At 68.0% G+C, this 26,176-nt stretch carries 25 protein-coding genes and 1 tRNA gene; 13 read left to right on the forward strand and 13 right to left on the reverse strand.

The window, feature by feature from the left end; translation table 11 throughout:
* Window positions 1-63: 63 nt before the first annotated feature.
* The 6 genes from hisH to G5V65_RS03340 all read right to left on the reverse strand — a co-directional run bounded on the left by hisH (window position 64) and on the right by G5V65_RS03340 (window position 5,032).
* Complete coding sequence (gene hisH / locus G5V65_RS03315) at window positions 64-702, reverse strand: imidazole glycerol phosphate synthase subunit HisH (RefSeq protein WP_165047052.1); 639 nt, start codon at window positions 700-702, stop codon at window positions 64-66.
* A 100-nt stretch (window positions 703-802) separates the two neighbouring features.
* Window positions 803-1,390: an imidazoleglycerol-phosphate dehydratase HisB gene (hisB, locus tag G5V65_RS03320; RefSeq protein WP_165047054.1), complete on the reverse strand. Its 588-nt coding sequence runs from the start codon at window positions 1,388-1,390 to the stop codon at window positions 803-805.
* A 60-nt stretch (window positions 1,391-1,450) separates the two neighbouring features.
* Window positions 1,451-2,395, reverse strand: a complete 945-nt coding sequence (locus G5V65_RS03325; RefSeq protein ID WP_165047056.1) for a metal ABC transporter permease — start codon at window positions 2,393-2,395, stop codon at window positions 1,451-1,453.
* A gap of 3 nt (window positions 2,396-2,398) precedes the next feature.
* A complete protein-coding gene (locus tag G5V65_RS03330; protein ID WP_165047057.1) occupies window positions 2,399-3,310 on the reverse strand; it encodes a metal ABC transporter permease in 912 nt (303 codons plus the stop codon).
* Between the two features lie 16 nt (window positions 3,311-3,326).
* Window positions 3,327-4,088 (reverse strand): metal ABC transporter ATP-binding protein, encoded by a 762-nt coding sequence (locus G5V65_RS03335; protein WP_165047059.1) that lies wholly within the window; start codon window positions 4,086-4,088, stop codon window positions 3,327-3,329.
* A gap of 2 nt (window positions 4,089-4,090) precedes the next feature.
* Entirely contained in the window at window positions 4,091-5,032 is a 942-nt protein-coding gene (locus G5V65_RS03340) for a metal ABC transporter solute-binding protein, Zn/Mn family (RefSeq protein WP_165047061.1), read from the reverse strand.
* Between the two features lie 285 nt (window positions 5,033-5,317).
* On the opposite strand from G5V65_RS03340, the gene G5V65_RS03345 reads away from it, so the two are divergent.
* Window positions 5,318-6,304, forward strand: coding sequence for a response regulator (locus tag G5V65_RS03345; RefSeq protein WP_165047062.1), 987 nt, complete (start codon window positions 5,318-5,320; stop codon window positions 6,302-6,304).
* A 97-nt stretch (window positions 6,305-6,401) separates the two neighbouring features.
* Window positions 6,402-6,719 carry a hypothetical protein gene (locus tag G5V65_RS03350; protein WP_165047064.1) on the forward strand — a complete coding sequence of 106 codons (318 nt, stop codon included), beginning with the start codon at window positions 6,402-6,404 and terminating at the stop codon, window positions 6,717-6,719.
* Between the two features lie 59 nt (window positions 6,720-6,778).
* On the opposite strand, the gene G5V65_RS03355 is transcribed toward G5V65_RS03350, so the two are convergent.
* Both G5V65_RS03355 and G5V65_RS03360 read right to left on the reverse strand, forming a co-directional pair.
* Window positions 6,779-6,853, reverse strand: a tRNA-Gly gene (locus G5V65_RS03355).
* Window positions 6,854-6,933: 80 nt separating this feature from the next.
* Window positions 6,934-7,395, reverse strand: a complete 462-nt coding sequence (locus tag G5V65_RS03360) for an Lrp/AsnC family transcriptional regulator (protein WP_165047065.1) — start codon at window positions 7,393-7,395, stop codon at window positions 6,934-6,936.
* A 104-nt stretch (window positions 7,396-7,499) separates the two neighbouring features.
* Here G5V65_RS03360 and putA point away from each other — a divergent pair, with 104 nt between their 5' ends.
* Together putA and G5V65_RS03370 are read left to right on the forward strand one after the other, a co-directional pair.
* Window positions 7,500-10,943 carry a bifunctional proline dehydrogenase/L-glutamate gamma-semialdehyde dehydrogenase PutA gene (gene putA / locus G5V65_RS03365; protein ID WP_165047067.1) on the forward strand — a complete coding sequence of 1,148 codons (3,444 nt, stop codon included), beginning with the start codon at window positions 7,500-7,502 and terminating at the stop codon, window positions 10,941-10,943.
* Window positions 10,944-11,065: 122 nt separating this feature from the next.
* Window positions 11,066-11,827 (forward strand): rhomboid family intramembrane serine protease, encoded by a 762-nt coding sequence (locus G5V65_RS03370; protein WP_165047068.1) that lies wholly within the window; start codon window positions 11,066-11,068, stop codon window positions 11,825-11,827.
* Between the two features lie 2 nt (window positions 11,828-11,829).
* Here G5V65_RS03370 and G5V65_RS03375 read toward each other — a convergent pair whose 3' ends face one another.
* Entirely contained in the window at window positions 11,830-12,618 is a 789-nt protein-coding gene (locus G5V65_RS03375; protein ID WP_165047070.1) for an inositol monophosphatase family protein, read from the reverse strand.
* 147 nt (window positions 12,619-12,765) lie between these two features.
* Here G5V65_RS03375 and G5V65_RS03380 point away from each other — a divergent pair, with 147 nt between their 5' ends.
* The 3 genes from G5V65_RS03380 to G5V65_RS03390 all read left to right on the forward strand — a co-directional run bounded on the left by G5V65_RS03380 (window position 12,766) and on the right by G5V65_RS03390 (window position 15,936).
* A complete protein-coding gene (locus G5V65_RS03380; protein ID WP_165047072.1) occupies window positions 12,766-14,337 on the forward strand; it encodes a calcium-binding protein in 1,572 nt (523 codons plus the stop codon).
* Between the two features lie 148 nt (window positions 14,338-14,485).
* Window positions 14,486-15,694 (forward strand): GTP-binding protein, encoded by a 1,209-nt coding sequence (locus tag G5V65_RS03385; protein WP_165047073.1) that lies wholly within the window; start codon window positions 14,486-14,488, stop codon window positions 15,692-15,694.
* A gap of 44 nt (window positions 15,695-15,738) precedes the next feature.
* Window positions 15,739-15,936, forward strand: a complete 198-nt coding sequence (locus G5V65_RS03390) for a DUF6525 family protein (protein ID WP_165047075.1) — start codon at window positions 15,739-15,741, stop codon at window positions 15,934-15,936.
* A 107-nt stretch (window positions 15,937-16,043) separates the two neighbouring features.
* Here G5V65_RS03390 and G5V65_RS03395 read toward each other — a convergent pair whose 3' ends face one another.
* Window positions 16,044-16,949, reverse strand: coding sequence for a LysR family transcriptional regulator (locus G5V65_RS03395; protein WP_165047077.1), 906 nt, complete (start codon window positions 16,947-16,949; stop codon window positions 16,044-16,046).
* Between the two features lie 95 nt (window positions 16,950-17,044).
* Here G5V65_RS03395 and metF point away from each other — a divergent pair, with 95 nt between their 5' ends.
* Window positions 17,045-17,911 carry a methylenetetrahydrofolate reductase [NAD(P)H] gene (gene metF, locus G5V65_RS03400; protein ID WP_165047079.1) on the forward strand — a complete coding sequence of 289 codons (867 nt, stop codon included), beginning with the start codon at window positions 17,045-17,047 and terminating at the stop codon, window positions 17,909-17,911.
* A 169-nt stretch (window positions 17,912-18,080) separates the two neighbouring features.
* Here the strand turns inward: metF and G5V65_RS03405 are convergent, their stop codons facing one another.
* On the reverse strand, window positions 18,081-18,371 hold the full coding sequence (locus tag G5V65_RS03405; RefSeq protein ID WP_165047080.1) for a hypothetical protein: 291 nt from the start codon (window positions 18,369-18,371) through the stop codon (window positions 18,081-18,083).
* A gap of 301 nt (window positions 18,372-18,672) precedes the next feature.
* On the opposite strand from G5V65_RS03405, the gene aroQ reads away from it, so the two are divergent.
* From aroQ to G5V65_RS03425, 4 genes are all read left to right on the forward strand, one after another.
* A complete protein-coding gene (aroQ, locus tag G5V65_RS03410) occupies window positions 18,673-19,113 on the forward strand; it encodes a type II 3-dehydroquinate dehydratase (RefSeq protein ID WP_165047082.1) in 441 nt (146 codons plus the stop codon).
* Window positions 19,110-19,877, forward strand: a complete 768-nt coding sequence (locus G5V65_RS03415; RefSeq protein WP_165047084.1) for an aldolase/citrate lyase family protein — start codon at window positions 19,110-19,112, stop codon at window positions 19,875-19,877. Before aroQ ends, G5V65_RS03415 begins: the two co-directional genes overlap by 4 nt.
* A 6-nt stretch (window positions 19,878-19,883) precedes the next feature.
* The gene (locus G5V65_RS22615; protein ID WP_165047086.1) at window positions 19,884-21,125 is read left to right on the forward strand and encodes an AMP-binding protein; all 1,242 of its coding nucleotides are present in this window, start codon (window positions 19,884-19,886) and stop codon (window positions 21,123-21,125) included.
* Window positions 21,126-21,231: 106 nt separating this feature from the next.
* Complete coding sequence (locus G5V65_RS03425; RefSeq protein ID WP_165047088.1) at window positions 21,232-22,308, forward strand: thiolase family protein; 1,077 nt, start codon at window positions 21,232-21,234, stop codon at window positions 22,306-22,308.
* 35 nt (window positions 22,309-22,343) lie between these two features.
* On the opposite strand, the gene G5V65_RS03430 is transcribed toward G5V65_RS03425, so the two are convergent.
* The gene (locus G5V65_RS03430) at window positions 22,344-23,006 is read right to left on the reverse strand and encodes an RraA family protein (RefSeq protein WP_165047089.1); all 663 of its coding nucleotides are present in this window, start codon (window positions 23,004-23,006) and stop codon (window positions 22,344-22,346) included.
* Complete coding sequence (locus tag G5V65_RS03435; RefSeq protein ID WP_206526644.1) at window positions 22,997-24,202, reverse strand: aminotransferase-like domain-containing protein; 1,206 nt, start codon at window positions 24,200-24,202, stop codon at window positions 22,997-22,999. Before G5V65_RS03435 ends, G5V65_RS03430 begins: the two co-directional genes overlap by 10 nt.
* 279 nt (window positions 24,203-24,481) lie before the next feature.
* Between G5V65_RS03435 and murD the strand changes: the two genes are divergently transcribed.
* Window positions 24,482-25,903, forward strand: coding sequence for a UDP-N-acetylmuramoyl-L-alanine--D-glutamate ligase (gene murD / locus G5V65_RS03440; protein ID WP_165047091.1), 1,422 nt, complete (start codon window positions 24,482-24,484; stop codon window positions 25,901-25,903).
* Window positions 25,904-26,176: the final 273 nt, after the last annotated feature.

The raw sequence follows: 26,176 nt of genomic DNA on the forward strand, positions 1-26,176 counted from the left end.
GGGCCATGATGGGGGCGATGGTGCGGCGCGGCAAGCGGGGAATGGGGTGCCTGCGGCCCTGGTTCAGGGCGTCCAGCGCAGGAAGTTGCCGATCAGGCGCAGGCCGGTGGCCTGGGATTTCTCGGGGTGGAACTGGGTGCCGATGATGTTGTCGCGGCCCACGATGGCGGTGATCGGCCCGGCATAATCGACATGGGCCAGACGATGCGCGGGATCCTCTACGCGGAACTGGTAGGAATGCACGAAATAGGCGTGATCGCCGGTCGCGATGCCCGCCAGCACGGGATGGGCCTGGTCGATGACCAGATCGTTCCAGCCCATATGCGGCACCTTGAGTGCGGGATCGGCGGGGGTGATGCGCGTCACCTCGCCCGCGATCCAGCCGAAGCCGGGGGTATCCTCGTATTCGCGGCCCCAGCTGGCCAGCATCTGCATGCCCACGCAGATGCCGAGGAAGGGCTTGCCCTGCGCCACGCCTTCGGCGATCGCCTCGAACAGGCCGCCATAGCTGCCCAGCGCCTTGCGGCAGGCGGGGAAGGCCCCGTCGCCGGGCAGGACGATCCTGTCGGCGCGGGCCACGTCTTCGGGGCGCGAGGTGACGATCACCGTGCCGCCGCCGGTTTCCGCCGCCATGCGCTGAAAGGCCTTTTCGGCGGAATGCAGGTTGCCGCTGTCATAGTCGACAAGGACGGTCAGGGTCATCTCGGGCTCCGCCGGGGGTTTTCGTGCATGGGCGCTTCGGGCGGGGTCAGGGGGTGCAGGTTTCCGAAGGAAATTCCTGCGCCCCCCGGGTTTTATCGGATCAGAGCGCGCCCTTGGTGCTGGGCAGGGTGCCTGCGGCGCGGGGGTCGGGTTCGACCGCCATGCGCAGGGCGCGGGCGACGGCCTTGAAGGCGGCCTCGGCGATGTGGTGGCTGTTCACGCCATGGATCAGATCGACATGCAGCGTCATGCCGGAATGGGTGGCCAGCGCCTGGAAGAATTCGCGCACCAGTTCGGTATCGAAGCGGCCGATCTTCTGGCTGGGGAAGGGCAGGTTCCAGACAAGGAAGGGCCGCCCCGACAGATCGAGCGCGCAGGCCACCTGCGCATCATCCATGGCGAGGTTGAAATGGCCATAGCGGCGGATGCCGCGCTTGTCGCCCAGCGCCTGCGCCAGCGCCTGGCCGAGCGCGATGCCGCAATCCTCGACCGTGTGGTGATCGTCGATATGCAGGTCGCCATCGGCCTTGACCGTGAGGTCGATCAGCGAATGGCGCGACAGCTGGTCGAGCATGTGGTCGAAGAAGCCGACGCCGGTATGGTTGTCGTAAAGGCCCATGCCGTCGAGGTTGAGGACGACCGCGACTTCCGTCTCGGCGGTCTTGCGGTGGATTTCGACCTGGCGCATCACCAACTCCGTAGGATTTCGAGCCGCCTTATAGGGGCTTGGCCGGGTTTTGCAAAGCTGTCAGACGGATGGCCCGGACCGGCGCCCGGCTGGGTGGCCGGGGGCGTGGCGGCGGGGGCCGAAGGTGGCGGCAAGGCCGAGGAAGAGGCCCGACAGGGTGGCGATGCTGCCCGCGGCCGAGACGGTGAAGCCAAGCCCGAGGGCGGGGGGCAGATAGCCCGCGGCGAGGGTGCCGAGGATGGCCGAGGCTGCCGCGATGACCAGCGAGAGCACGACCTGCCGGGGCAGGCTGTCGGTGAGCAGGCGGGCGGCGGCGGGCGGGCAGATCAGCATGGCGATGGTCAGGATGGAGCCGACGGCGGCGAAGGCCGAGACGGCGGCCAGCGCGGTCAGTCCGGTCAGCCCGGCAGAGATGAGGCGGGTGGGAATGCCAAGGCTGGCGGCGAAGCCTTCGTCGAAGGTGGCGATCACCAAGGGACGCCAGATCAGCGCGAAGGCCAGTGCCATGGCGGCCAGGGCCGCGGCGAGGGCGGGCAGTTCCACGGGCAGCCCGGCAAGCGCCGCGGGATCGGCCAGCGCGGCCCAGCCGGTGCCATCGAGCCAGATCAGTCCTTCGAGATTGCCGTAAAGGGCGTGTTCGACATCGAGATGCACCGCCGATGCGCCCGAAACCTCAAGCAACAGGACGCCGGTGGCGAAGAGGGTGGTGAAGGTCACGCCCATGGCGGCGACGGGATCGGCGCGGGTGGTGCGGCGGATTGCCTCGATCATCAGGGCGGACAGGGCGGCGGCGGCCAGCGCACCGCCCAGCATGACCGGCCCGGAGGCGGAACCCGTCAGCAGGAAGGCCGCCACGATCCCGGGCAGCACGACATGGGACATGGCATCGCCCAGCATGGCCTGCCGCCGCAGGAGCAGGACATTGCCGGGCAGCGCGCAGACCAGCGAAGCCAGCGTGGCGATCAGCATGGGCGGCAGGGTGAGGGCGAGGAACTCGGCCAGCATGGATCAGACCCCGGGTCGCGCATGCGCGCGGCGCAGGCGGGACAGCAGGCCGCGCCCGGGGGCCAGCAGTGCCGACATCACGAAGGCCGCGAAGGCCAGCAGGATGATGGCCGGGCCGGTGGGCAGATCCGGCAGCGCGAGCGAGAGCGCCGCCCCGACATGGCCCGCCGCCGCGCCGATCAGGCCGGCGAGGAGGGCCACGATGCCGATGCGATCCGACCAGAGCCGCGCGGCAAGGGCCGGGGTGATCAGCAGGGCCACGATCAGGATCAGCCCGACGACGCGCAGGCCCAGCAGGACGCAGGCCAGCGTCATCAGAAGCAGCATCAGGTCGGTGCTGCGGGTGTCGATGCCCATCATGCGGGCATGGACCGGATCGAAGGCCGTCATGGCCAGCGGGCGGCGCAGGCTGGCCAGCAGGCCCAGCAGCAGCGCCCCGCCCAGCGCGATCAGCAGGGCATCGGCGCGCAGCATCCCGGCGGTGGAGCCGAGCAGGAAGCCTTCCAGCCCGGCGGGGCGGCCGATGCCGACATTCTGGATCACGGTCAGGATGACGATGCCTGCGCCGTAGAAGGCCGACAGGATGGCGCCGGTTGCGGCATCCTCGGGCAGGCGGGTGCGGCTGGACAGGGCCTGCAGCAGGATCAGGCCGAGTGCGGCCGACAGCGCCGCCCCGGCCAGAAGGCCCGGCAGGGCACGGCCATCGCCCCCGAGGGCGGCCATGGCCAGGAAGGCCAGCCCGATGCCGGGCAGGGTGGCATGGGCCATCGCGTCGGAAACCAGCGCGCGCCGGCGCAGGGTGGTGAAGGCCCCGACCGCGCCTGCGGCAAGGCCGAGCAGCGCCGCGCCCAGACTGACCAGCGCGGCATTGTAGCCGGCCTGGAAGAACAGGGCCTGAAGCAGGGTTTCGGTCATTCGGGTTGGGGCATCGTCAGGCGGGGATCGCGGTGAGAAGCTGGTTGCCATAAGCCTCGGCCACGCGGTCGCGGTGGAAGGTGGTGGAGGTGGGGCCTTCGGCGATGACACGGCGGTTGAGCAGCAGGACGCGGTCGAAATAGGCGGGCACGGTGGACAGGTCGTGATGCACGGCGATGACGGTGCGGCCCCGGGCGCGCAGGCCATGCAGGACGGCGATGATCGCGGCCTCGGTCGCGGCATCGACACCGGCGAAGGGTTCGTCCAGCACGATCAGATCGCCCTGCTGGGCCAGGGCGCGGGCAAGGAAGACGCGCTGTTGCTGGCCGCCGGACAGCGCGCCGATCTGGCGCTGGGCGAAATCGGCCATGCCGAGATCGGCAAGGCTTTGCTCTGCGCGGGCGCGCAGGTCGGGGGTGAGGCGGCCCAGAGGGCCGGTCTGGCGATAAAGGCCCATCTGCACCACGTCGATGACGCGGGCGGGGAAATCCCAGTCCACCGCAGCACGCTGGGGGACATAGGCGATGCGGGGCAGGGCGCGGGCGACGGGCTGGCCGAAGGCGCGCACCTCGCCCGCGAGGGCAGGCACAAGGCCCAGCGCGGCCTTGAGGAGCGTCGACTTGCCCGCGCCATTTGGGCCGATGATCGCGGTCATGGAGCCCGCCGGAAAGCGCGCCGTCGCAGCCTCGACCACCGGCATGCCGCCATAGGCCACGCTGAGGCCCGAAAGGGCGAGGGCGATTTCGGGCAGGGGTGTGGCGCTGTCGGCTGGGGCCATGGTCAAAGCCCCGCGCTGAGCCTGCCCGCCATGCCACGGGGCGGGGCGGTGCCGCCAAGGGCCGTGGCGATGGTGGTGACATTGTGATCTATCATGCCGGGATAGGTGCCTTCATAGCTGCCGTCGGGCCCCATCGCATCGGAAAACAGCTCTCCGCCGATGCGGACGGTGTGGCCCTGCGCCTCGGCCCCTTCGATCAGGGCGCGGATGGCCCGGTCGGAGACCGAGCTTTCGACAAAGACGGCGGGGATTTGGCGGGACACCAGCAGATCCACCAGTTCCGCGATCCGGGCGAGGCCCGCCTCGGAGTCGGTCGAGATGCCCTGGATGCCTTCGACCTGCCAGCCATAGGCGCGGCCGAAATAGGCGAAGGCGTCATGCGCGGTGACAAGGATGCGGCGGTCTTCCGGCACGGTCTGCAGCACCTGCCCGGCATAGGCATCGAGGGCGGCGATTTCGTCAAGGAACAGGCGGGCGGGCTCTTCGGTCGCGAAGCCGGCTTCGGCGAGGGTCGTTGCGGCGTGGCGGGTGACATCGGACCACAGGCGCGGATCGAACCAGACATGGGGATCGGGGCGGTCGGGATAGAGCGGGTCGGAGAGCAGCCGGTCGGCGGGCAGGCTGTCGGCCAGGGCCACGACGCGGCGGCGGCTGGCCAGTTCGGACAGGACGTCGGCGAATTGCGCCTCGAGGTTGAGGCCGTGCCAGAGGATCACATCGGCGCGCGACAGGGCGAGGATGTCAGACCGCGTCGGGCGGTAGCTGTGCGGATCCATCCCCGCGCCGAGAAGCGCGGTCACCTCGGCCCCGGTCAGGCGGCGGGCGATATCGGCGATCATGCCGGTGGTGGCGGTGATGGAAGCGGGGGCGGCGGCGAAGGCGGGGCTGCGCGCCAGAGGCGCGGCGGCGAGAAGACCGAGAAGGCTGCGGCGGGTGATCGTCATGATGCGGGCGTTTCCCATTGTATGGCGATGGTCCTGCGGCGGCGCGGGGGATTGCGGATGCCCCGCGCCTTGGATGGAAGATGTGAGAACGCTTCGCAAAAGTCAATTGGAATGAGAACCATTCGCAAAACTGTGAGCGGCTGGTGGCCCTCGTTCCCCATCAGCGGCGGAACTGGGGTGAAATATCTGTGGAAAACCCGGCATTCTCCACTTTAACGGGTGGGTGCGCTGCCGTTCTCTCTTTGTGGATGACCCTGTTCCGACCCCCGGGGTTCTGGAGGACCCATGCGCATTGTCTGTGTCGACGACGATCCGATCTTCCTGTCGATCCTGACGGAATTCCTGCGCGCGGAAGGCCGGACCGAGGTGACGACCTATGGCGATCCGGTGAAGGTTGCGGATCTGGCTGTTCTGGGGCGGATCGAGGCGGATGTCTTCCTGCTGGATCTGGAAATGCCGGGGATGACCGGGGCGGAGCTTTGCGCGGCCCTGCGCGCGACCGGGGCGCATGGTGCCACGCCGATCATCATGGTGTCCTCGGTCAAGGAACGCGGGCGGGTGAAGGAGGCGCTGGCGGCGGGGGCGAACGATTTCCTGAACAAGCCGCTGGAGACGGTCGAACTGGGGGCGCGGCTGTCCATGGTGGAGCGGGTGCTGAAGGAGCGACGACGCAGCGAGCGGCTGGAATCCGAGATGCGCGCGATCCAGGCCCAGCCGGAATTCAGTTTCCGTTTCGAGGATGCGGTGCTGCCCAATGCCGAGGATGGGGTGGTGGATTACCTGGCGCTGGAAAACCACCTGATGTCGCTGGGCTGGTCAGGCCTGCCGGGGACGGTGGTGCTGTGCTTCCGGCTGCGCAATGCGTTGTGGGCCTATGCCAATCTGGAGCGGGTGGATTACTTCGATTTCCTGTCCGAGGCGGCCTCGGTGATCCTGGAGGAATGTCCGGGCGCGCATTACCGGCTGGCCTATGCCGGAAGCGGGGATTTCGTGGCGGTGCTGGATCGCGGGCAAAGGCCCGATCCGGTGGAGTTGCAGATGGCCCTGCAGGCGGCGCAGGGGCAGATGTGGGAGGCCTATCGTCTGCTGGGGATCCCTGCGCCCGATCTGGTGGTGGGGGTGCCGGTGCATGCGCCCTTTGTCGGCGGCAATCCCCGGCGGCTGATCCAGCAGGCGCGCGAGCGGGTGGCGACCACGGATACGGGCCTGCCAGAGGCGGAAATCCGCGCGGCGCGGCAGGCGGCAGGGCGGAAAGTCGCCTTCGGCGGCTAGGCGGCGCGGGCTTGCTTGACCGGATTGCCCCGGCTGTGCCCTGCTGGTGCCATAATCGGCGGCCAGCAAGGTGCGCGACAGAGGCGGGGGCGGAAAGATGAAGCGGACCAATGTGTTGATGGCCAGCATCGCGATGACGGTGGCGGGCCTGGGCGCGGCGCTTGCGGGCGATGCGGTTTCGGCGCGGGCGGTGTCTTCGGATCAGGTGGAGGTGCGGGTGAGCAGCGCCTTCGGTTGGCATTGCGAGGGGCTTTTCGCCCATCCCGCACAGCGGGGCGATGCCGTGCGCTTTCCGCTGGCCTGTTCGGATGACGTGAAGGGCAAGGCGCTGATGTCGATCGAGGGCAAGCGCGCGGCGCTGATCTTTTCGCGCGCGGATGGCAGCAAGGGCAGCGCGGCTTTCCGGCTGGAATGAACCGCCGCGCTTCGGGCCGTCTGGCCCGGGCCACGTGGTCATGCCGATTTTCGAGAAACTGGAGCGGGCGATGAGATTCGAACTCACGACCCTAACCTTGGCAAGGTTATGCTCTACCCCTGAGCTACGCCCGCACTCCGTAGCGGCGTGATAGTGTGGCAGGCGGGGCGGCGCAAGGGGTATTTTCCGGCCTGCTTGCGCCGGTTGGGCCGCGTCAGGTGAATTCCTTTATCGCCTCCATCGCCACATAGGTGGAGGTCGAGGCGACATGGGGCAGGGCGCTGATGCGTTCGGCCAGAACGCGGCGATATTCCTGGATGTCGCCCGTGCGGACCTTGAGCAGATAGTCGAAGCGCGAGGCGATCATGTGGCACTGTTCCACCTCTGGCACCGCAAGGACCGCCCTGTTGAAGGCCTGAAGCGCGGCTTCGCGGGTGTCGGACAGTTTCACCTCGACGAAGGCGACATGGGCCTGACCCATGCGGATCGGGTCCAGCAGGGCGCGATAGCCGGTGATGATGCCGGTTTCCTCCAGCCGTTTGAGGCGCGCCTGGGTGGGGGATTTCGACAGGCCGATGCGCCGGGCAAGTTCGGTGGCGCTGATGCGGCCGTCAGTGGAAAGGATGCGCAGGATCGCCTCGTCGAAACGGTCGATCGGGATGCGGTCGTTTGCCATGAAAACCCCCTTGAATGCGGGCGAAAGGATTGCGGGATGGGCCATGTTCGGGAGAACCGCCCGCAAGTCTTGCGTTATCATGGGCCAAACAGGAGAAAAAGCCCATGCCCCGCGACATTCCCGCCGACCCAAGGACCGTGATCGAGTTGGAGAGCCTTGCCGACGAGGCGGCGCTGCTCAGCGCGCTGATCGCGGAGGCCGGGTTGGACGCGGCGGCGCGGGCAAGGGTGACGGCGGCGGGGGCGGGGCTGGTGCGGCGCATCCGCGAGTCGGTGAAGCCGGGGCTGATGGAGGTATTCCTTGCCGAATACGGGCTGTCCACCGAGGAGGGGATCGCGCTCATGTGTCTGGCCGAGGCGCTGCTGCGCGTGCCGGATGCCGAGACGATGGATGCGCTGATCGAGGACAAGATCGCGCCAAGCGATTGGGGGCGGCATCTGGGCAAGTCGGCGTCTTCGCTGGTCAATGCCTCCACCTGGGCGCTGATGCTGACGGGGAAGGTGCTTGAAGATCGGGAGCCCGGCGTGGTGGGGCATCTGCGCGCCGCCGTGAAGCGGTTGGGCGAGCCGGTGATCCGCCGCGCGGTGGCGCAGGCGATGAAGGAGATGGGGCGGCAGTTCGTTCTGGGCGAGACGATCGAGGCCGCGATGAAGCGGGCGGAGGAGCTGGAGGCGAAGGGGTATACCTACAGCTATGACATGCTGGGGGAGGCTGCGCGGACGGAAGGGGACGCGCGGCGGTATCATCTGGCCTATTCCAAGGCGATCACGGCGATTGCGGCGGCGGCGAAGGGCGCGGATATCCGCGCCAATCCGGGGATTTCGGTGAAGCTGTCGGCGCTGCATCCGCGATACGAGGTCGCGAAGCGCGCGCGGGTCATGGCGGAGCTGGTGCCGCGGGTCCGCGCGCTGGCAGGGCTGGCGAAGGCGGCGGGGCTGGGCTTCAACATTGATGCCGAAGAGGCGGACCGTCTGGCGCTGTCGCTGGAGGTGATCGAGGCGGTGCTGTCGGATGCGTCGCTGGCCGGATGGGACGGTTTCGGGGTTGTCGTGCAGGCCTATGGCCGTCGCGCGGGGGCGGTGATCGACTGGCTTCATGCGCTGGCCGAGCGGCTGGACCGGCGGATCATGGTGCGGCTGGTGAAGGGCGCCTATTGGGACGCGGAAGTGAAGCGGGCGCAGGTGCTGGGGCTGGATGGCTTCCCGGTGTTCACCCGCAAGCAGGCGACGGATGTGTCCTATATCGCCAATGCGCGGAAGCTGCTGGGCATGACGGATCGCATCTATCCGCAATTTGCCACGCACAACGCGCATACGGTCGCGGCGATCCTTGAGATGGCGACCGACAAGCGGGCCTTCGAGTTCCAGCGGCTGCACGGAATGGGCGAGCGGCTGCATGATCTGGTGCTGACGGATGAGGGGACGCGGTGCCGCATCTATGCGCCGGTCGGGGCGCATCGGGACTTGCTGGCCTATCTCGTGCGGCGGTTGTTGGAGAATGGGGCGAATTCGTCCTTCGTCAATCAGATCGTGAATGACGAGGTGCCGCCTGAGGTGGTGGCGGCCTGTCCGCTGACGGCGATGGAGGGGATGGCGGCGGTTGCCAATCCGGCGTTGAAGACGGGGCCTGCGCTGTTCGGGGCGCGGGTGAATTCGCGCGGGTTCGATCTGACGGATGCGGGGCATCTGGCGGCGATCGAGGAAGGCCGCGCGCCTTACGCGACGCATCAGTTCGAGGCGGGGCCGATGCTGGCGGGGCGGCCTGTTGGGGGGCTGCGGGTCGAGGTGCGGAACCCGGCGACGGGCGATCTTGTGGGCCATGTGGTGCAGGCGGGCGCGCCGGATGTGGATACGGCGCTGCGGCTGGCCGAGCCTTGGGCTGCGGCGGCGCCGGAACGGGCGGCGGTGTTGCGGCAGGTGGCAGACCTATATGAAGCCGAGTTCGGGCCGATCTTCGCGCTGCTGGCGCGGGAGGCGGGCAAGACGCTGGCCGATGCGGTGGCGGAGTTGCGGGAGGCCGTTGATTTCCTGCGCTATTACGCCGATGGGGCGGCGGGGCTGACGGCGCCGGCGCGGGGGGTGTTCACCTGCATCTCGCCCTGGAATTTCCCGCTGGCGATCTTTACCGGGCAGATTGCGGCGGCCTTGGCGGCGGGGAATGCGGTGCTGGCGAAACCGGCGGAGCAGACGCCGTTGATAGCGGGCTTTGCGGTGGGGCTGATGCATCGGGCGGGGGTTCCGGTCACCGCGCTGCAGCTCTTGCCGGGGGATGGGCCGGTCGTGGGGCGGGCGCTGACGTCGGATGCGCGGGTGGGCGGCGTGTGCTTTACCGGATCGACGGAAACCGCGCTGATGATCCGCCGCGCGATGGCCGAGCATCTGGATCCGACCGCGCCGCTGATCGCGGAGACGGGCGGGTTGAATGCGATGCTGGTCGACTCCACCGCCCTGCCCGAGCAGGCGGTGCGGGATATCCTTGCTTCCTCCTTCCAGTCGGCGGGGCAGCGGTGTTCGGCGCTGCGCTGCCTTTATGTGCAGGAGGATGTGGCCGGGACGGTTCTGGACATGCTGTCGGGCGCGATGGATGAACTGGTGCTGGGCAATCCCTGGGATCTGGCCTGCGATGTGGGGCCGGTGATTGACGCCGAGGCGGCGGCGGGGATTGCCGCCCATGTCGCGGCGGCGCGGGCCGAGGGGCGGGTGATCAAGGAACTGCCTGCGCCTGCGGGCGGCACCTTCATCGGGCCCGCGGTGATCCGCGTGCCCGGGATCGCGTCCATGACGCGCGAGATCTTCGGCCCGGTGCTGCATGTGGCGACCTTTCGCGCCGACGAGATCGACGCGGTGGTCGAGGCGGTGAATGCAACCGGCTATGGCCTGACCTTCGGCCTGCATACGCGGATCGACGACCGGGTGCAGCGGATCGTGGAGCGTCTGCGCGTGGGCAACACCTATGTGAACCGCAACCAGATCGGGGCCGTGGTGGGCAGCCAGCCCTTTGGCGGCGAGGGCCTGTCGGGCACCGGGCCGAAGGCGGGGGGGCCGGATTACCTGACGCGCTTCACGCGGGCCGACATGCCGGTGGTGACGGGGGCGGATCAGGTGGCAAGGGTCGAGGATGTGGCGCTGGCGCTGCATCGGCTTGGCCCGGCGGCGGGCCCGCAAAGCCACGACCTGCCGGGGCCGACGGGCGAATCGAACCGTCTGACGACGCTGGCGCGCGATCCGGTGATCTGCCTTGGCCCGACGGCGGCGGCTGCTGCGGCACAGGCGGCGGCGATCCGGGCGCTGGGCGGGCAGGCGGTCGAGGCGCCCTCGCTCGCCCCTGGGGATCTGGCTGGGATGGACGGGATTTCGGGCGCGATCTGGTGGGGCGAGGCCGGGCCGGGCCGTGCCTATGCGCAGGCGCTGGCCGGGCGGAAGGGGCCGATCCTGCCGCTGATCGGCGGCGCGCCGGATGCGGGCCATGCCCGGCTGGAGCGACATGTCTGCATCGATACCACCGCCTCGGGCGGGAATGCGCAACTTCTGATGGAGGTGGCGGGATAGGCGGGCAGGGCAGGATCTTCTGCGAGGATCCGGTGTGATCTTTCGCAGAAAGATCGGGGGAAAAGTCTTCGCAGGGGAATTTTCGCTTTGACGGCGGCGGCGGGCTGCGGGACGCTGCGCGCATGTTTCCGATCCGCGACCACAATCCTTCCGGGCGGGTGCCCCATGTCACGCGCCTGCTGATCGGCGTGAACGTTCTGGTCTTTCTGGCCTATTGGTTCGCCCTGCCATCCGAGATGGCGCTTGCGCGCTTCTTCTTCGACTGGGGCCTCGTTCCGGCGCGGATCGCTGCGGGCGAGGGGATGGCCACCTTTGTCACCTCGATGTTCCTGCATGGCGGCTGGATGCATCTGGCGGGCAACATGCTGTTTCTTTACGTTTTCGGCGACAATCTGGAAGACGAGATGGGCCATGGCCGCTTTCTCGGCTTCTATGTGCTGTCGGGGCTGGCGGCGGCGGGGCTGCAATTCGCGGCGGAGCCTGCCTCAACGATCCCGATGGTGGGCGCTTCGGGCGCAATTGCCGGGGTGATGGGGGGCTATCTGCTGCTGTTTCCGCGGGCGAAGGTGGATGTGCTGTTCTTTTTCGTCATCTTCTTCCGCGTCATCCCCATCCCGGCCTGGATCATGCTGGGGGTCTGGTTTGGCCTGCAGCTTTTCAACGGGGCGATGACGCCTGCCGATGTGGGCGGGGTGGCCTATTGGGCCCATGCCGGCGGGTTCGTCGCCGGGCTGGCGCTGTGCCTGCCCCTGTGGCTGCGCCGGGGGGGGCCGGGATTCTGGGCGCGCACGCAGGGCGCGCCGCCGCATCCCGAAGCGGTCTATCGCGTGGCGCGCAGTTCCATCCCGCGCGTCCGGCGGGGCGGCCCGGGGCCCTGGGGATAGGATCAGGCGCCGCGGATGATGCGACGGAAGGGTTCGAAGAGCGGCTCGTTGGCGCAGATCAGCGCGCCCTTCTCCAGCGGATCGTCGCCCTCGCGGATGGCCGAGACGAAGCCGCCCGCCTCGCGCACCAGAAGGATCCCGGCGGCGATGTCCCAGGCGCTGAGTTCGCGTTCCCAGAAGCCATCGTAGCGGCCCGCCGCGACATAGGCGAGATCGAGCGCCGCTGCGCCCCAGCGCCGGACGCCTGCGCAGGCGGGCATCAGGCGGGCCAGATCCTGCAGCATGGCGGGCAGGGTGGATTTCGCGCCGAAGGGAATGCCGGTGGCGAAGACCGCCTCATGCATCTCGCGCCGGCCGGAAACGCGCATGCGGCGGTCGTTCATCCAGGCGCCTGCGCCCTTTTCGGCCCAGAACAGTTCGTCCTTGGCTGCGTCATAGACGACGGCAGAGACAATCTCGCCCTTGTGTTCCAGCGCGATGGAGACGGCCCAATGCGGCATGCCGTGCAGGAAGTTGGTGGTTCCGTCCAGCGGATCGACGATCCAGCGGCGGGTGGGATCCTGCCCGTCCTGGCCGCCGGTTTCCTCGCCCAGCCAGCCATAGGTGGGGCGGGCGCCCATGAGTTCTTCCTTGATGATCCGCTCTGCCTCGCGGTCGGCCCTGGAGACGAAATCACCGGGGCCCTTGGTCGAGACCTGAAGGTTCTCCACCTCGCGGAAATCCTTGACGAGCGAACGGCCAGCCTTGCGGGCGGCCTTGATCATCAGGTTGAGGTTCGCGCTGCCTTGCATTGCAGGGGCTCCGGGCTTTGGGATCAGGGAAGGGCCATTACACGCGGGCGGGGGGGAAGGGAAGGGGGAAGCGGGAAAAGGCTTGGCAGTGGGTGCGCCGAGGGGTAGCTTGCGCTGCAGTGGTTAATGAGTTTGGGAGTGCGCAACATGGCCGTTGTTACCTATACGAACGCTGCGAATTCGGATCTTTACTACCTGCCGGATCTGTTCGAGTTCGATTTCTCGGATCCGAATCTGGAGGTGGATCCGGTCGTCTCCGAAACGCAGGTTTCCCTGTCCGTGATGCGAGACCCGGGATTGGTGACAATCACGGTCACTGGCACGGGCTTTACGTTCTATGAGGACCCGGTGGAAGGTGGCGGTCCGCCCCTGACCGGGATCGTCGAGTCGCTGACGCTGGAGGTAAACGGGCAAGTCTGGATGACGATGACCGGCCTGACGGTGGAACTGACGGATCTGGATCATTTCGTGTTCGGCTGGATGAGGAACGGGTTCTATCGTCCGGGAGACGGGTTTGACCTGTTTTCGCTGCTGCTTGCGGGGAATGACACGATCAACGGGTCGGACAATGGCGATGACCTCATCGGTGGGCGCAATACCGGCAATGACCTGATCAATGCCGGGGGCGGATCGGATTACATCAAGGCCGACGCGGGCAATGACACGATCTTTGGCGGCGACGGGCGCGACACCTATTCGCTGACCGAAACCTTCTGGGATGGCACGGCCTATCGCGGGGCGATCGTCAACCTTGGCACGGGCGTGGTGACCGACAGTTGGGGGGGCACGGATACGATCTCGTCCATCGAGCGGGTTCAGGGATCGCGGATGGCGGACCGGTTCACCGGATCGGCCGAGGATGAGCAGTTCATGGGTCTGCGCGGGAATGACACGATCAATGGCGGCGGGGGGGATGACTGGGTCCGCTATGACAGGGATCACGAATGGGGCGGGATGCTTGCGGTCAACGTCAATCTGGCCACTGGCCTTGCCACCGATGGCTGGGGCAATACCGACCGGCTGAGCAATATCGAAGGGGTCATCGGCACGGCAGGGAATGACGTGCTGATCGGCAATGCGGCCGACAATACCTTTGCGGGTGGCGAAGGGGTGGATGACATCCGTGGCGGCGCGGGCCGGGATGCGGTGGATTTCTGGCAGGACAATGTGGAAAGCGGGGCAGTGGTCAATCTGGCGCGGACCAGCGGGCAGGTGCGCAATGACGGCTTCGGCAATATCGAAACCCTGAGCAGTATCGAAGACCTCTGGGGCACGTGGCGTGCCGACAGTTTCACCGGCAATGCGGCGAACAATTCCTTTTACGGGGATCAGGGGGCCGACACGCTGTCTGGCGGGGCGGGCGATGACACGCTGAATGGCGGGGCCGGGCGTGACCGGCTGGTGGGCGGTGCCGATGCGGATGTCTTTGTCTTTGACAGCTGGGACGGGTCGAACCCCTTTGGCGACACGATCACGGATTTCGTCTCGGGCGTGGATCGTCTGGCCTTTGCCACTGGCGATTTCGCCGGGATGGATGGCACGCTGCGGTTCCAGAACGGCACCTCTGCGGGTGGCAGCGGGCAGTCCTGGTTCTTCTTCAACGACGCCACTGACCGGCTGTTCTGGGATGCCGACGGGACCGGCGGCGCGGCCGCCGTCTGGGTGGCGACGCTGACCGGGGTGACCAGCCTGACAGCTGCGGATTTCGACCTGTTCTGATCCGGGGGGAGCGCGCCTTCCAGGCGCGGATTTCAAGCGGTTTAACGGGGCGGTCCTTCGGGCCGCCCCGAATTCTGTCCGGGTTGGGGCTGGACGGGGCGGAGGGTTTGAGGCAGATATGTAATAGTATAACATTACGGAGTCGCCCATGCCCGCTGCCCGCGAGAGAGACAACCGCCTGCCCGTGACCGTGCTTTCGGGCTTCCTTGGCGCCGGAAAGACCACGCTTCTGAGCCATGTACTGAACAACCGGCAGGGGCTGCGGGTGGCGGTCATCGTCAATGACATGGCCGAGGTGAATATCGATGCCGATCTGATCCGCGCGGGGGCGGAGTTGCATCAGGCGGAGGAGAAGCTGGTCGAGATGACCAATGGCTGCATCTGCTGCACGCTGCGCGACGACCTGCTGTCGGAGGTGCGCAAGCTGGCCGAGGCGGGGCGGTTTGACCATCTGCTGATCGAATCGAGCGGGATTTCGGAGCCGCTGCCGGTGGCCGCCACCTTCGATTTCCGCGATGCAGAGGGGGTGAGCCTGTCGGATGTGGCGCGGCTGGATACGATGGTGACGGTGGTCGATGCGGTGAACCTGCTGCGCGACTTTTCCAGCCACGATTTCCTGGCAGTGCGGGTGGAGGTGCCGGAAGGGGACGGGCGCACGCTGGTCAATCTGCTGGTGGAGCAGATCGAGTTTTCCAACGTGGTCGTGCTGAACAAGGTCAGCGATGCGGGACCCGCGCGGGTGGATGCGGCGCGCAAGATCATCGCGGCGCTGAACCCGGATGCGCGGGTGATCGAGGTGGATCGCGGCGCGGTGGCCTTGGGCGCGGTGATGGGGACGGGGCTGTTCGATTTCGACCGGGCGGCAGAGCATCCGCTCTGGGCGAAGGAGCTTTACGGCTTTGCCTCCCATGTGCCGGAGAGCGAGGAATACGGGATCGAGAGTTTCGTCTTTCGCGCGCGGCGGCCCTTCGATCCGGCGCGGGTGCATGGCGTTTTGAATGGCGATTTGCCGGGGGTGATCCGGGCGAAGGGGCATTTCTGGCTGGCGACGCGGCCGGATTGGGCGGCGGAGTTTTCGCTGGCCGGGGCGGTGAGTTCGGTGTCGCCCCTCGGGCGGTGGTGGGCGGCGGTGCCGCAGGCGCGCTGGCCCAAGGGGGGCGAGGGCTTGGCCTCGGTGCAGGCGGTGTGGTCGGAGCCTTGGGGGGATCGGCGGCAGGAGATCGTCTTCATCGGGCATGGGATGGACCGTGCGGCGATCGTGGCGGCGCTGGAGGGGGCCTTGGTCACGGCGGAGGATTTCGCGCCATGGGAATGGGAGGGGATGGCGGATCCCTTCCCGCTGTGGCGGGCGGCATGAGGAACCTGCGGTCGCCCAAGGCGCGGTGGCGCGCGGGTTGTCCGATGGCGGCACATGACGCTTTGCCTGCGCCGCTGCGGTTGTGGCTGAAGAAGGCGGCGCTGCCGTGGTCGGCGGTGAGCGCGCGGCGGGTCTGGGAGCGGGAAGTGCGGCGGTCGGGGGTGGAGGGGGCCTTGCGGCGGCTGGCGGAGGTGGAGGCGGCGACTTTGGCACGGGAGCGGGGTCGGGGAGGCGAAATCTGACGCAGATTTCGCGACGATTTCTGCACGCAGAAATCGGGGGGATGCGGAAGGTATGGGGTCCGGAATTTGTGTCAAATTCCGGCGCGGTTTTTGCGTCAAAAACCGCTTCAGCCGCGTTGGAGTTTGACGGGTTCGGTGCGGCCCAGTCGCAGGAAATGCGCCATGAAGGGTTTGGCGGCATCCTCTTGGCGCGTGGCGGCGTAGAGGCGGCGGGTGATCGTCTTGGGGCCCAACGGCCGCGTGATGTAATCGGCGTTGCTGCGGATGTCGCGCAGCACCCAGTCGGGCAGGACGGCCACGCCGCGGTTCGATCCCACCAGCATCAGGATGACGGCGGTCAGTTCCACCGGGCGCTGGCCGCGGGGTTCGATCTTGGCGGGTGTCAGGATTTCGGTGAAGACGTCCAGCTTGTCGCGGCTGACGGGGTAGGTGATGAGGATTTCGTCGCGGAAATCCTCGGCCCCGATCCAGTCTTTCGAGGCCAGCGGGTGGTCCTTGGAGGCGACGAAGGTGGGGTGGTAGTCGAAGAGCGGGTTGTAGACCACCCCGTCGAGGCGAAGGGGGTCGGAGGAGATGACGAGGTCCACCTCCTCGCGCAACAGCGCGGGGATGGCGTCGAAGGCGAGGCCCGCGCGGATGTCCACGTCCACTTCGGGCCAGGCGTGGCGGAATTGTTCCAGCACGGGGAAGAGCCAGTCGAAGCAGGCGTGGCATTCGATGGCGATGTGAAGCCGCCCCGTCTTGCCGGATTTGAGGGCGCGGAATTCCTCTTCCAGCGCGTCTATTTCCGGCAGGATGCGTTCGGCGAGTTTGAGCATGCGTAGGCCCGCTGCGGAGAGGCGCATGGGTTTGGAGCGGCGGACGAAAAGCTCGATCCCCGCCTGATCTTCCAGCCCCTTCACCTGATGGGAGAGGGCGGATTGCGTCATGTTCAGGATTTCGGCGGCACGGGCGAGGCCACCCGCCTGATGGATGGCGCGGATGGTGCGGAGGTGGCGGAATTCGAGATGCATGGTTATGCGAGGATTTCATGTTGATGATGAGTATTATGAATTTGTCTCACATCACGGGATTTGCGACAAGGGGGCATCAAGGATGGAGAGTGACCATGTCGACCCCGCGCATCAGCTTCGAATTCTTTCCGCCACAGACGCTGGATGCGTCTTTCCGGCTGTGGGAGACGGTGCAGATGCTGGCGCCGCTGAAGCCGTCCTTCGTGTCGGTGACCTATGGCGCCGGTGGCACGACGCGGAAGCTGACGCATGAGGCGGTGGGGGCGATCGGGCGGAATTACGGGCTGAACGTCGCGGCGCATCTGACCTGCGTCGATGCGACGAAGGCCGAGACGTTGGAGATTGCCGAAGCCTATGCGGCGGCGGGCGTGACGGAGATCGTGGCGCTGCGCGGCGATGCGCCCAAGGGGGCGGAGCGGTTCACGGCGCATCAGGAGGGGTTTGCGTCGAGCGTCGAGCTGGTGGAGGCGCTGGCGCGGACGGGGAAGTTCAAGATCCGCGTCGGGGCATACCCTGAGCCGCATCCCGATGCGGGCTTTGCGGGGGCGGATGTGGAGCATCTGAAGCGCAAGGTGGATGCGGGGGCGACGAGCGCGATCACGCAGTTCTTCTTCAATGCCGATACCTATTTCCGCTTCCGCGATGCCTGCGTGAAGGCAGGGATCAACGTGCCGATCATTCCGGGCATCCTGCCGATCATCAGCTGGGAGGGGGCGAAGAAGTTCGCCGCCCGCTGCGGGGCGCAGGTGCCTGCGGCGCTGGATGAGGGGTTCCGGGTGGCGGCGCGCGACGGGCGCGAGGAGTTGCTGGCGCTGACGCAATGCACGACGCTGTGCGCGCGGCTGATCGAGGGGGGCGTGGAGGACCTGCATTTCTACACGCTGAACCGTCCGCATCTGACGCAGGCGGTGGTGCGCGCGCTGGGGATCACCCCGGAGGTGGCGCTGGAGAAGGTTGCCTAAGGGGTTGACGGAACTTCTCTGTCCCCAGAGGAGTGGCTGACTGGGCGTCCGTTCCTGATCCACGATTGCCGACCTGCACGGCTCCCGCAGGTGGTGACCAAGGATCGCGATGGGGGCGGGCGCCTATTTTTGCAGGCCTTCCCTTGCACGCTTTCGGCAGGACATCAGGTCAATTGCCGGGGGACGGGCTGGGGCTTGGATTGGGGACAGTGCGGCTGTGAAGTTCATCCCCAAGTTCCTTGAGCAGGTCCTGTTGCAGCGAGGTTCTTTCGTTTGGCGGGACAGCGCCATAGGCCTTGATCACTTGTGAAAGCTGGTCATCCGGAAGTGTCCTTGCGATGGCGCGGACGGTCTGGCGGAATTCTCCCTCATCCCTGGGTCCATGTTCGGCTTGTTCCTGGCCGGGAACCGGCCGTCCGACGCTGTGGTAGAGGTTCAAGAGCTCTTGCATGGCCGACATGGCGGGCACCTTTCCTGATTGCACAGGTCCAGTGAGGGCGCAGAGGCTGTTTTCTGTCAAGGCTCAGGATGGCGAAGGGCGGGCGGCCTTTCATCCTGGTCTAAACACTCCGGGGGTTTGGGGGCAGCGCCCCCATCAGCCGAGCCGAAGCGCGCATGCGCGCAGGCGAGACAAAAGCCGTGCGGGCGCATGCCCGCGCCGCTGGATTTCGGCGGCCGTCCGAGAGCGCTGACGGGCAGAGGTTGCGGGCGGGGCGGGGCGCGATTAACGTTCCCGCGAACGCATCCAAGGAGCCGCAACCGTGGCACAGCCCATCTACATCCTGAACGGTCCCAATCTGAACCTGCTGGGGTTGCGACAGCCTGAAATCTATGGCCGCGCGACGTTGGAGGATGTGGCCGAGGATTGCGCCTCGCTCGCCGAGGAACTGGGCATGACCATCCGGTTTCACCAATCCAATCACGAGGGTCAGATCATCGACTGGATCCATCAGGCGCGGGGCGAGGGGGCGGGGGTGATCATCAATCCCGGCGCGCTGACGCATACGTCGATTGCCATTCTGGATGCGCTGAACGCCTTTGACGGGCCGGTGATCGAGGTGCATATCTCGAACATCCACAAGCGCGAGTCCTTCCGGCATCATTCCTATGTCTCGCTCCGCGCCGAAGGCGTCATTGCGGGCTGTGGGGTCGAGGGCTATCTCTTGGCGCTGCGGCGGATGAAGACGCTGGTGGCGAAATGATGTTGCCGCAGAACCGGTTCAAGCGGGCGCTGAAGGACGGGCGGCAGCAGATCGGGTTGTGGAATTCCATTCCCGGATCGCTGGTGACGGAGTTGCTCGCGACCTGCGGTTATGACTGGGTGGTGATCGATACCGAACATGCGGTGACCGATGTGCCCGACACATTGCCGATGATGCAGGCGATGGCGCCCTATCGGACGCAGGCGGTGGTGCGGCCTGCGTCGAATGACGTGGTGCTGATCAAGCGGCTTCTGGACCTTGGCGCGCAGACGCTGCTGATCCCCTATGTGCAATCGGCCGAGGAGGCGCGGGCGGCGGTGGCCGCGATGCGCTATGCCCCGCGCGGCATAAGGGGCGTGGCCGGGATGACGCGGGCTTCGGTCTTTGGGCAGGTGGCGGGCTATCACGCGCGGGCGGAAGAGGAATTGTGCCTGCTGGTGCAGGTGGAAACCGCCGAGGCCCTGACGCGCATCCCCGAGATTGCGGCGGTGGATGGGGTGGATGGGCTGTTCATCGGGCCGGCCGACCTTGCCGCCAGCATGGGCCATCCGGGCAATAGCAGCCATCCCGAAGTGGTGGCGGCCATCGAGGGGGCCATAAGGGCCATCGTGGCGGCGGGCAAGCCTGCGGGCATCCTGACCCCGGACCCCGATTTTGCGCGGCGCTGCATGGACTGGGGGACAACCTTCACGGCGGTGGGGATGGATATCTCGCTTCTGGCGCAGGCGGCGCGGGGGCTTTCGGCGCGGTTCCGGCCGGAGTAGCGGCCCATGGTGCAGGGGGCGGCGCGGCGGGTGGCGATACCGGACAGGTTCCGCTGGCATCCCGATGCGCGCCTTTACGGGCCGGATGGCGCGGAGGTGCGGCCTGCTGCCGTCGCGGATGCGGCGGTGATCGCGCCTGCGCCTTGTGGGGCGGCGGTGGCGGCGGCCTTGGCGCGGGGGGCGGCGGGGTTGCCGTTCCGGGTGGGGGCCGAAGAGATGCCCGCGCCGGAGGCGGGGCGGCGGCCTGTCTTCGAGACGCTGACATCGGGATCGACGGGGCTGCCGCGCCGCATCCGGCGCAGCCAGAGGAGCTGGTGCGCGAGTTTCGCGGTGAATGCGGGGCTGTTCGGGATCGGGCCGGGGGTGCGGGTCGCGGTACCGGGGCGCATGGTGCATTCGCTGTCGTTGTACGGGGCGCTGGAGGGGGCCTGTCTGGGGGCGGAGGTGCATCTTCTGGCGGGGCTGCGCCCGGATGCGCAGGTGGCGGCCTTGCGGGCGCGGGAGGTGGCGGTGCTTTATGCGACGCCTGCGCAATTGCGGCTGATGGTGGAGGCGGGGCCTGCGTCGCTGCCTGCGCTGCGGCGGGTGATCGTGGGGGGATCGAAGCTGGACGCCGTGCTGCGCGCGGCCCTGGCGTCCATCGCGCCAGGGGCGGAGGTGCGGGAATTCTATGGCGCGGCGGAAGCCTCTTTCGTGACGCTGACCGATGCGAGTTGTGCCGAGGGGAGCGTGGGGCGGCCCTATCCCGGTGTGAGGCTGGTCGTCCGGTCGCCGGGCGGCGTGGTGCTGGGGCGGGGCGGCGTGGGGGAGATCTGGGTGAAGTCGCCCTATCTGTGCGACCGCTATGCCGGGGGGCGGGGGATGCCCGCGCTGCGGCAGGGGGGGTGGTTGTCGGTGGGCGAGATGGGCTGGATGGAGCGGGGGGAACTGTATCTGGCGGGGCGGGTCGGCCGGATGGTGACGGTGGCGGATCAGAATGTCTTTCCCGAGGAGATCGAGGTGTTTCTGGCGGGTCTGCCGGGGGTGCGGCGGGTGGCGGTGCTGCCCAAGGCGGACCTGATGCGGGGACATGTGCTGGTGGCGGTGATGCTGGGCGATGCGGGGCGCGAGGCGGAGATCCTGCGCGCGGCGCGGCAGCGGCTTGGGCCGCTGAAGGCGCCGAAGGCGGTGATCTGGCGGGAGGAGTGGCCGGAACTGGCCAGCGGCAAGACGGACCTGACACGCATCGCGGCGGAGGCGGGGTTGTGAGGGCCTCTGTTCCCGAAGGCCGGAGCCGCGCGCCCGTGGCAGCGTCTTTTGGGTATTTGGGCCAAGATGAAGGGGCATTCATTGCGCCTTCGGGACGGGGGGCGGGATGGGCGTCTTTCTGATCGGGGGGAAGCGGACGGCGGTGGTGCCGCGCGGCGGGGCCTTTCGGGACCTGTCGCTGGAGGAATTGGGCGCGCCCGTCGTGGGCGCCCTGCTGGAGGCTGCGGGGATTGCGCCGGGGCAGGTGGATGAGATCGTGCTGGCCAATGCCATAGGGCCGGGCGGGAACCCGGCGCGGCGGGTGGCGCTGGCGGCGGGCTTGCCCGAGCGGGTGGCGGGGCTGAGCCTTGACCGGCAATGCGCGGGGGGGCTGGATGCGGTGCTGGTGGCGGCGGCGCTGATCGGCGCGGGGATGGCGGAGGTCGTGATCGCGGGCGGGGTGGAGAGCCATTCGCAACGGCCCGAGCGGCGGATGCCGGGGGCGGAGGTCCCCTATGACGCCGCGCCCTTCACCCCCTGGCCGGAGCGCGACCCGGACATGGCGGAGGCGGCGAATGCGCTGGGCCGCCGTCTGGGGATTGCGCGGGCGCGGGCAGAGGCATGGGCGGTGGAAAGCCATCGCAAGGCGCGCATCGCGGAGTTGGGTGGCGAGATCGTGCCGGTCGCGGGTGTGGGGCGGGATGCCTTTGCGCGCGATCTGACGCCTGCGCTGGCGGCGCGGGCGAAGGTGGTGGCGGGCGATGTGACGGCGGCCACGGCGGCGGTGGCGGCGGATGCGGCGGCCTTCGTCCTTGTGGTGTCGGAGCGGGTGGCGGCGGGGGCGGCGCGGGCCTGCCGTCTGGCGGCTGGGGCGACGCGGGGATCGGTGCCCTGGGAGCCGGGATTGGCGCCACTGGTCGCGATGCGGGAGGTGATGGGGCGGGCAGGGACAGGGCCGGGGGAACTGGCGCTGGCGGAGGTGATGGAGGCCTATGCGGTGCAGGCCATCGCCTGTGTGGAGGGGGCGGGGCTGGACCCTTTGCAGGTGAACCGGAAGGGCGGCGCGCTGGCGCGGGGGCATCCCATCGGGGCCTCGGGCGCGGTGCTGGCGGTGCGGGCCTTCCAGGATCTGGAGGCGGGGTTCGCTTTGTGCGCGATTGCCGCCGCCGGGGGGATCGGCACGGCGCTCTTGTTGGAGCGGTAGGGGCGATTTTTCTGCGAAAAATTGGGCTGACGGCGTCAGCGGCGGAAGGGGGCGGCGAGGGAGAAGGCCTGTGCCGCCGTACCTTGGCGCAGGGCGCGGGTCCAGGTATCCTCGAGCGCGAGTTTGGCGCGGGCGGGGGCGAGGCCTGCCTGCCATGTTTCGGGTGGGAGGCAGACGAGGCCGTCATCATCGCCGAGGATCAGGTCGCCGGGATGGATGATCGTGCCTGCGAAGGTGACGGGGCCGTTGACGCCGCCCTCGGTGGCGCCGGTGGGGCCGCGCGGGGTGATGTGGCGGGCGAAGGCGGCGAAATCGTCCCATTGGCCGATGGTGCCCGTGTCGCGGATCGCGCCATCGACGATGACGCCCGATGCGCCCTTGTCGCGCAAGTGGCCCGAGAGGATGTCGCCGATCATCGCGTGGTCGCGGTGGCCGCGCGCGGCGATGACGAGGACATGGCCGGGACCCGTGAGGTCGAGCGCGTGGAGGACGGCGCCGAAATCGGGGGCGCGACAATCCACCGTGATGGCGCGGCCCATCAGGCGGGGTTGCTGCCCTGCGGGGCGCAGGGGGCGGATGTCGGGGTCGATCTGGCGCGCGCCGGGGACGGTGTCGATGGCGATGGCTGTGGGGATCGTGGCCCAGCCTGAGAGGTCCGGCGCGGCGGGGAGGGTTTCGGCATGCAGGGTCACGGGCATGAGAGATGGTCCTTCAGGCAGTGGCCGAGGGCGGCGATCCCGGTGCGGATGCGGTCTTCGGATTGGGCGGAGAAGTTGATGCGGGCGTGGTTCGGTTGCGGGGAGGTGGCAAAGAACGTGCCACCGGGGACATAGGCCACGCGCGCCTTGGGAAGGGCATGGTCGCGCAGGAAGGCAGTCGCGTCAAAGCCTTGCGGAAAGCGCGCCCAGGTGAAGAGGCCGCCCTGCGGATCGGTCACGGTCACCTCTTGCGGGAAGTGCTGGCGGATCGCCTGCAGCATCACCTCTTTCTTGCGGGCATAGGCGGCGCGCAGGGTGGCGACATGCGCCCAGAGGTCGTGGCGTTCGAGGAAGAGGGAGGTCGCGGCCATGTTGAGGGTGGAGGTTTGCGTGTCTGCCGCGACCTTGAGGAGGGAGAGTTTCTCAAGAAGCGGGGGCGCGGCCACGGCCCAGCCGATGCGCAGCGCGGGGACGAGGATCTTGGAGAAGCTGCCGAGATGGATCACGCGGCCCTGGGTATCGAGCGATTTCAGGGTGGGGAGCGCGTCGCCCGCAAAACGGATGTGGCGATAGGGTGTGTCCTCCAGCACGATGAGATCATGGCGGTTGGCGAGGTCGATCAGGCGCTGGCGGCGGGGGAGCGAGAGGGTGGCGCCGGTCGGGTTCTGGAAATCGGGGACGGTGTAGAGCAGGCGGGCGGAGGGCGTGGCGCGCAGCGCGGCCTCCAGCGCATCCATATCCATGCCGTCTGCATCCATCGGGATCGCGGCATAGCGGGGCTGGGCGGGGGCGAAGGCGATGAGCGCGCCGAGGAAGGTGGGGTCTTCGACAAGGATCGTGTCGCCGGGGTTGACGAGCATTTTCGCCGCGAAATCAAGCCCCTGCTGGGAGCCCTGCAGGATGAGAACGTCTTCTGGTGCCGTGGGGGTGCCGTCGGCCGTCATCAGGGCCGCGATCTGGGCGCGCAGTTTCGGCAGGCCGTCGGAAGGGGCGTATTGCAGCGGATCGCCGGAGGGATCGGCGATGGCGTCGCGGAAGACATCCTGAAGCAGCGCCTTCGGGAAGAGCGTGGCATCGGGATAGCCGCCGCCGAAGGAGAGGATGGCGGGATCCGCGCCGAGCGCGAGGAGGTCGCGGATGGCGGAGGGACGGACCTGATCCATCCGCTGGGCGAAGGGGGGAAGGGTATCGGGCATGGGGGGGAGGAGATACCTTATTCGCGCGGCGCGCAAGGCGGGCGGCGGTTTTCCTGCGGAGCGCGCCTGCGCGCGCAAGTCCCTTGGGTCGCCTGCGCGGCCTGCGCCGCTTGGCTCCGCCGGGGTTTCACCCCTGACGGGGGGGCTGAGGCGGGGGGGGGGACGGGCCGGTGAAGGGGGTATTTGGGCCGGGACGAAGGGGGGGCTTGTCCGGGGTGGGCTTTTCCTTCGGACCGGATTCTCCTATCCCATGGGGGCGGATTTGGCGGAGGTGGTGCGATGATCCCGGTTCAGGGCGTGCAGGGGCGGAAGGTGGCGGTGCTGGGATTGGGGCGGTCGGGCCTTGCCACGGCGCGGGCCTTGCTGGCCGGGGGGGCGGAGGCGCTGCTGTGGGATGACAGCCCGGAGAGCCGTGCCAAGGCCGAGGCGGAAGGGTTCGCGATGACGGATCTGACCCGGAACGGCGCGCTGGAGGGGGTGGCGTTTCTGGTGGTTTCCCCAGGGATTCCGCACCTTTACCCCGCACCGCACAAGGTGATCGCGCGGGCGATGGAGGCGGGGGTGCCGGTGGACAATGACATCGGGCTGTTCTTCCGCAGCTTTGCCACGAAGGCGTGGGACGGGTTCGATCAGGCGCCGCGGGTGGTGGCGGTGACGGGGTCGAACGGGAAATCCACCACGACCGCGCTGATCCGGCACATCCTGGACGAGGCGGGGCGGCCGGTGCAGATGGCAGGCAATATCGGGCGGGGGGTGCTGGACCTTGACCCGGCGCGGGATGGCGAGGTGGTGGTGCTGGAACTGTCTTCATACCAGACGGAGCTTGCCCGCGCCCTGACCCCGGATGTTGCTGTTTTCACGAACCTTTCTCCGGATCATCTGGATCGTCATGGCGGGATGGGGGGCTATTTCGCGGCCAAGCGGCGGCTGTTTTCGGAAGGCGGGCCGGACCGCGCGGTGATCGGGGTGGATGAGGTGGAGGGGCGGTTCCTGGCCGATCAGACGGGCGAGGGCGCGGCGGATGACCGGGTGATCCGGGTGTCTTCCGGGACGAAGCTGGAAGGGTTCGGCTGGGCGGTTTTCGCGCGCAAGGGCTTTCTGGCGGAATGGCGCAAGGGGCGGCAGGTGGCGGCGATAGACCTGAGGGATATCAAGGGCTTGCCGGGGGCGCACAACCATCAGAACGCCTGCGCGGCCTATGCGGCCTGCCGGTCTCTGGGCCTTGGCCCGAAGGAGATCGAGGGGGGGTTGCGGTCTTTTGCGGGCCTGCCGCATCGCAGCCAGCTGGTGGGCGAACGGGGCGGCGTGCGCTTCGTCAATGACAGCAAGGCCACGAATGTGGATTCGGCCGCCAAGGCCTTGCAGGCATTCGATAAAATCCGCTGGATTGCCGGGGGCATGGGCAAGGAGGGCGGCATCGCTGCCCTGCAGCCCCTGCTGGGTTCGGTGGTGAAAGCCTATCTGATCGGCCATTCGGCGCGGGATTTTGCCTTGCAGATCGGGGACTTGCCGCACGAGATCTGCGAGACCATGGCGCGCGCCGTGGCGCGGGCGGCGGCGGAGGCGGGGCCGGGCGAGGTGGTGCTGCTGGCCCCCGCGGCGGCGAGTTTCGACCAGTATCCGAACTTCGAGAAACGGGGCGAGGATTTCATGGCGCAGGTGGCCGCGGTTCTGGGCCAACCCCCTGCGGACGCAGGATAAATTTCCGGGATTTCCGGCTTTTGGCAGTGCCGCGCCCGGTGCAGACAGCCAGTGCAGACGGCTGTGCAGACGTGCGGGCTGGTCAGGGCGCGTTAAGGTTAATGGGCTTTGAGAACAGGCGGGTGAGTCGGGGCATGGTCGTTGGGGCATGGTCAGAGACAACCAGGCCCGATCATCCGGAATGGGCCTTGGCAAGGTGCTCCTTTTGATCGGAGTCGATTGCGACTTGTTGTTCGTATGCCCGATAGCGTCGTCACGCGCGGGAAAGCGAGA

The sequence above is a fragment of the Paragemmobacter kunshanensis genome (assembly GCF_011059185.1).
GTDB classification, from domain to species: Bacteria; Pseudomonadota; Alphaproteobacteria; order Rhodobacterales; family Rhodobacteraceae; genus Paragemmobacter; species Paragemmobacter kunshanensis.

Excerpts from the sequence above, each read along its gene's own strand:
- G5V65_RS03335 (WP_165047059.1), bottom strand. The coding sequence starts at position 4,088 with ATGGCCCCAGCCGACAGCGCCACACCCCTGCCCGAAATCGCCCTCGCC.
- G5V65_RS03405 (WP_165047080.1), bottom strand. The coding sequence starts at position 18,371 with ATGTCGGCCATGCAAGAGCTCTTGAACCTCTACCACAGCGTCGGACGG.
- G5V65_RS03340 (WP_165047061.1), bottom strand. The coding sequence starts at position 5,032 with ATGACGATCACCCGCCGCAGCCTTCTCGGTCTTCTCGCCGCCGCGCCT.
- hisB (WP_165047054.1), bottom strand. The coding sequence starts at position 1,390 with ATGCGCCAGGTCGAAATCCACCGCAAGACCGCCGAGACGGAAGTCGCG.
- G5V65_RS03385 (WP_165047073.1), top strand. The coding sequence starts at position 14,486 with ATGCCCGCTGCCCGCGAGAGAGACAACCGCCTGCCCGTGACCGTGCTT.
- metF (WP_165047079.1), top strand. The coding sequence starts at position 17,045 with ATGTCGACCCCGCGCATCAGCTTCGAATTCTTTCCGCCACAGACGCTG.
- murD (WP_165047091.1), top strand. The coding sequence starts at position 24,482 with ATGATCCCGGTTCAGGGCGTGCAGGGGCGGAAGGTGGCGGTGCTGGGA.
- G5V65_RS03380 (WP_165047072.1), top strand. The coding sequence starts at position 12,766 with ATGGCCGTTGTTACCTATACGAACGCTGCGAATTCGGATCTTTACTAC.
- G5V65_RS03375 (WP_165047070.1), bottom strand. The coding sequence starts at position 12,618 with ATGCAAGGCAGCGCGAACCTCAACCTGATGATCAAGGCCGCCCGCAAG.
- G5V65_RS03370 (WP_165047068.1), top strand. The coding sequence starts at position 11,066 with ATGTTTCCGATCCGCGACCACAATCCTTCCGGGCGGGTGCCCCATGTC.
- G5V65_RS22615 (WP_165047086.1), top strand. The coding sequence starts at position 19,884 with ATGGTGCAGGGGGCGGCGCGGCGGGTGGCGATACCGGACAGGTTCCGC.
- G5V65_RS03425 (WP_165047088.1), top strand. The coding sequence starts at position 21,232 with ATGGGCGTCTTTCTGATCGGGGGGAAGCGGACGGCGGTGGTGCCGCGC.
- putA (WP_165047067.1), top strand. The coding sequence starts at position 7,500 with ATGCCCCGCGACATTCCCGCCGACCCAAGGACCGTGATCGAGTTGGAG.
- G5V65_RS03345 (WP_165047062.1), top strand. The coding sequence starts at position 5,318 with ATGCGCATTGTCTGTGTCGACGACGATCCGATCTTCCTGTCGATCCTG.
- G5V65_RS03350 (WP_165047064.1), top strand. The coding sequence starts at position 6,402 with ATGAAGCGGACCAATGTGTTGATGGCCAGCATCGCGATGACGGTGGCG.
- G5V65_RS03325 (WP_165047056.1), bottom strand. The coding sequence starts at position 2,395 with ATGCTGGCCGAGTTCCTCGCCCTCACCCTGCCGCCCATGCTGATCGCC.
- hisH (WP_165047052.1), bottom strand. The coding sequence starts at position 702 with ATGACCCTGACCGTCCTTGTCGACTATGACAGCGGCAACCTGCATTCC.
- G5V65_RS03330 (WP_165047057.1), bottom strand. The coding sequence starts at position 3,310 with ATGACCGAAACCCTGCTTCAGGCCCTGTTCTTCCAGGCCGGCTACAAT.
- G5V65_RS03395 (WP_165047077.1), bottom strand. The coding sequence starts at position 16,949 with ATGCATCTCGAATTCCGCCACCTCCGCACCATCCGCGCCATCCATCAG.
- G5V65_RS03415 (WP_165047084.1), top strand. The coding sequence starts at position 19,110 with ATGATGTTGCCGCAGAACCGGTTCAAGCGGGCGCTGAAGGACGGGCGG.
- G5V65_RS03390 (WP_165047075.1), top strand. The coding sequence starts at position 15,739 with ATGGCGGCACATGACGCTTTGCCTGCGCCGCTGCGGTTGTGGCTGAAG.
- G5V65_RS03360 (WP_165047065.1), bottom strand. The coding sequence starts at position 7,395 with ATGGCAAACGACCGCATCCCGATCGACCGTTTCGACGAGGCGATCCTG.
- G5V65_RS03435 (WP_206526644.1), bottom strand. The coding sequence starts at position 24,202 with ATGCCCGATACCCTTCCCCCCTTCGCCCAGCGGATGGATCAGGTCCGT.
- G5V65_RS03430 (WP_165047089.1), bottom strand. The coding sequence starts at position 23,006 with ATGCCCGTGACCCTGCATGCCGAAACCCTCCCCGCCGCGCCGGACCTC.